Below are 606 nucleotides of genomic sequence, written 5' to 3' on the forward strand. Positions count from 1 at the left end.
TTATTCACCTATGTAAATTAGAATCCTTTGGTATGCCTTACTTTGCGCCATTCGCACCTTTTAACATAGTGGACATAAAAGATACATTCGTGAGACTCCCTTTTTGGAAGCTTAACACACGACCAACAGACTCCAAGCCCGTATACAAAAAACAACAATGGCATACAAGGGGATGGAAGAAGAAGTGATTACTGAAAAAATATCAATAACTAAGTTTCAGTTGTTTTTTGTATTAATTCAAAGTCAGATTGGTATTGGTCTTTTTTCTTTACCAAATGTTGTCCAAGAATCAGCAAAAGGGGACTCGTGGATATCGATCATTTTAGCAGGGATAGTTGTCCAATTCATGTTGGTTGTATATTGGTTATTATTAAAAAGATTTCCAAATGATACATTTACAAAAATAACCCAGAAAATCCTTGGACGTTTTTTGGGAAAAATATTAAATTTTATCATTTACTTTTATTTTATTATGACCGGAAGTATATTAACCATTCTAATGGTGAAAGTAATAAAATTACTATTATTGCCTTTAACGCCGAACTGGGCTATATCCTTGCTTCTATTAATCCCCAGTATTTATTTGACCGTCAGCAATTTAAACAT

The 606-nt window shown here is 32.7% G+C and carries 2 protein-coding genes; both read left to right on the plus strand.

Annotation, left to right across the window (positions count from 1 at the left end; translation table 11 throughout):
- Positions 1-2 precede the first annotated feature (2 nt).
- Positions 3-188, plus strand: a complete 186-nt coding sequence (locus AC1DSL_RS19250) for a spore germination protein (RefSeq protein ID WP_477533479.1) — start codon at positions 3-5, stop codon at positions 186-188.
- A partial coding sequence (locus AC1DSL_RS19255; RefSeq protein WP_477533480.1) for a GerAB/ArcD/ProY family transporter occupies positions 173-606 on the plus strand: 434 nt, incomplete at its 3' end. The genes AC1DSL_RS19250 and AC1DSL_RS19255, both read left to right, overlap by 16 nt.

Source organism: Paenisporosarcina sp. P4_D4, from assembly GCF_056401835.1.